The following is a 2,902-nucleotide window of genomic DNA, read 5'->3' as shown; positions in this document are numbered from 1 at the left end:
TCATCCAACGCCCCCGCGAACACCGGGAACGAGGCATACAACTCCCGCCCCATACCAGCCCGCTGCGCACCCTGACCCGAGAACACCACCGCCAGTCCTCCGGAACGGACAGGCGCCTCGGAGCTCGTGGGGGTCTCGGCGAGGTGATGGAGGGCGTCGGACAGGTCGTCGCGGTCGGTTCCGGTCAGGACGGCGCGGCGGTCGTGCAGGGTGCGTGTCGTGGCGAGGGAGTAGGCGAGGTCGGTGGCGGACTGCTCGGGGTGGGCGGCGACGTGGTCGTGGAGCCGTCGGGCCTGGGCGCGCAGGGCGTCCTCGTCCGGTGCGGAGAGCAACCAGGGGACGGCCGGGAGCGCGCGCGGCTGGTCCGGAAGGGTCCGCGACCGGTCCGGAAGGGTGTGCGGCTGGTCCGGGGCGGTGTCCTCCGCTTCCGGGGCCTCCTCCAGGATGACGTGGGCGTTGGTGCCGCTCACGCCGAAAGCCGAGACGGCGGCGCGGCGCGGGGCCGTTGCCCGAGGGGGCCACTCGCGGGCCTCGGTGAGCAGTTCGACGGCGCCGGAGTTCCAGTCGACCATGGGTGTGGGCCGGTCGACGTGCAGGGTCCGGGGCAGCAGGCCGTGCCGCATGGCCTGCACCATCTTGATGACGCCGCCGACACCGGCCGCGGCGACGGTGTGGCCGATGTTGGACTTCAGCGAGCCCAGCCAGAGGGGACGGTCCCGGTCCCGGCCGTAGGTGGCCAGCAGGGCCTGTGCCTCGATCGGGTCGCCGAGCCGTGTGCCCGTGCCGTGCGCCTCCACGGCGTCCACCTCGGCGGGCGTGAGACGGGCGTTCTCGAGGGCCTGACGGATGACACGCTCCTGCGACGGGCCGTTCGGCGCCGTCAGACCGTTCGAGGCACCGTCCTGGTTCACCGCGCTGCCCCGCACCACCGCCAGCACCCGGTGCCCGTTGCGCACCGCGTCCGACAGCCGCTCCACGACCAGCAGGCCGACGCCCTCCGACCAGGAGGTGCCGTCGGCGGCGGCCGCGAACGACTTGATCCGCCCGTCGGGGGCGAGTCCGCCCTGGCGTGAGAAGTCGATGAATCCGCCGGGGGTGGCGGTGATCGTCGCGCCTCCGGCGAGCGCGAGGGTGGACTCCCCCCGGCGGACGGACTCCACCGCGAGGTGCAGGGCGACCAGCGAGGACGAGCACGCCGTGTCGATCGAGACGGCCGGGCCTTCGAGACCGAAGGTGTAGGAGATACGGCCGGAGGCCACGCTGCTGAGCTTGCCGGTCATGAGGTGGCCCTCGAGTTCGGCGGGCCCTTCGAGTCCGAGGTAGCTCTGCTCGATCACGCCGGCGAACACGGCGGTACGGCTGCCGCGCAGCGTGGCGGGGTCGATCCCGGCGTCCTCGAACGCCTCCCACGCGGTCTCCAGGAGGACGCGCTGCTGGGGGTCCATCGCGCGGGCCTCGCGGGGCGAGATGCCGAAGAAGTCCGCGTCGAACAGGGCGGCGCCGTCGAGGAAGCCGCCCTCACGGGTGTACGACGTGCCGGGCTCGTCGCGGTCCGCGCTGTACAGCGCGTCGAGGTCCCAGCCGCGGTCCGCGGGGAACGGGCTGATGGCGTCCCGGCCTTCGGCGGCCAGGCGCCACAGGTCGTCCGGTGACGTGACGCCGCCTGGGAAGCGGCACGCCATGCCGACGATGGCGACCGGTTCGGTGGCGGCCGACTCGAGCGTCTCGATGCGCTCGCGCGCCTTCTGCAGGTCGGCGGTGACCCACTTCAGGTAGTCGACGAGCTTCTGTTCCCTGGTCTGGGCCTGCTCCTGCGCGCGGGACATGTCAGCGGACATGCGGAATCAGTCTCTCCTCGGTACCGGAAGGGTGGTGGTGCGGGACTGCGGGCGGCGTCAGTCCGCGGCCCGGCCGAGCTGGGTGTCGATGAAGTCGAAGATCTCGTCGGCGGACGCGTCCCCGAGGGCGGCGGCATCGGCGCCGGCGACGGACGGCGGCGGTGTGTACGCCGGTCCGGCGAGACGGTCGGCCAGCGCCCGCAGCCGCTCGGACAGCGCGACGCGGTCGGTGCCGGAATGCGAGCCGTCCGCCGACAGGGCGTCCACGGACGCCTCCAGGCGGTCCAGTTCCTCGGCCGCGGAGCGAACCGATCCGGCCTCGGTACCATGTGTGGCCGCTGCCGCCTGTGCCTGTACGTAGGTTGCGAGCGCGGCGGGGTTCGGATGGTCGAAGACGACGGTGGCGGGCAGGGAGAGACCGGTCTCGGCACCGAGACGGTTGCGCAGTTCGACGCCGGTCAGGGAGTCGAAGCCCAGTTCCTGGAAGGGGCGGTGAGGCACGACGGCCGAGGTGTCGGGATGCTTGAGCACCTTCGCGACCAGCTCTGTGACGAGGGTCAGGAGGTACTGCTCCCGCTGTGCGTCGCCCAGCGGCGCGAGCCGCTCGGCCAGGGGCACCGCCCTGAGTGTCGCCTCCTCCGGGATGTCGGGCGTGACGCGTGAGACCGGGTCCATGTCACGGCTGCCGGGGGTGACTTCGTCGAGCCAGTACCGCCGGCGCTGGAAGGCGTAGGTGGGCAGCGGGACCCGGAGCGCTCCCGAGCCGGTGAAGTACGACTCCCAGTCGACGGGCACGCCTCGGGCGTGCAGCGTGCCGAGTGCCTCGACCAGGGTTTCCGGCTCGGGGCGTCCCGGGCGGGTGGCGACGGTGGCGGTCAGGGCGTCGGGGTCGCGGACGGCCTGGGAGGCGAGGGCGGCGAGGACGCCGCCGGGGCCGATCTCCAGGAGTGTGGTGACGCCCTCGGACTCCAGGGTGGTGACGGCGTCGGCGTAGCGGACGGCCTGGCGGACCTGGGTCACCCAGTAGTCCGCAGACCGCAGATCCTCACCCTCGGCCAGCCGGC

The 2,902-nt window shown here is 73.0% G+C and carries 2 protein-coding genes; both read right to left on the bottom strand.

The genetic code is table 11. The features are described 5' to 3' along the window. Positions 1-1,838: type I polyketide synthase (locus HDC93_RS37490; RefSeq protein ID WP_185015228.1), on the bottom strand; the 1,838-nt coding region annotated here is incomplete at its 3' end. 57 nt (positions 1,839-1,895) lie between these two features. Continuing rightward, positions 1,896-2,902, bottom strand: a 1,007-nt coding sequence (locus HDC93_RS37485; RefSeq protein WP_260420015.1) for a phosphopantetheine-binding protein, incomplete at its 5' end; no start/stop codon positions are given.

The sequence above is a fragment of the Streptomyces sp. AK010 genome (assembly GCF_014207295.1).
Lineage (GTDB): Bacteria > Actinomycetota > Actinomycetes > Streptomycetales > Streptomycetaceae > Streptomyces > Streptomyces massasporeus.
This window is presented reverse-complemented; position numbering and strand designations above follow the sequence as displayed.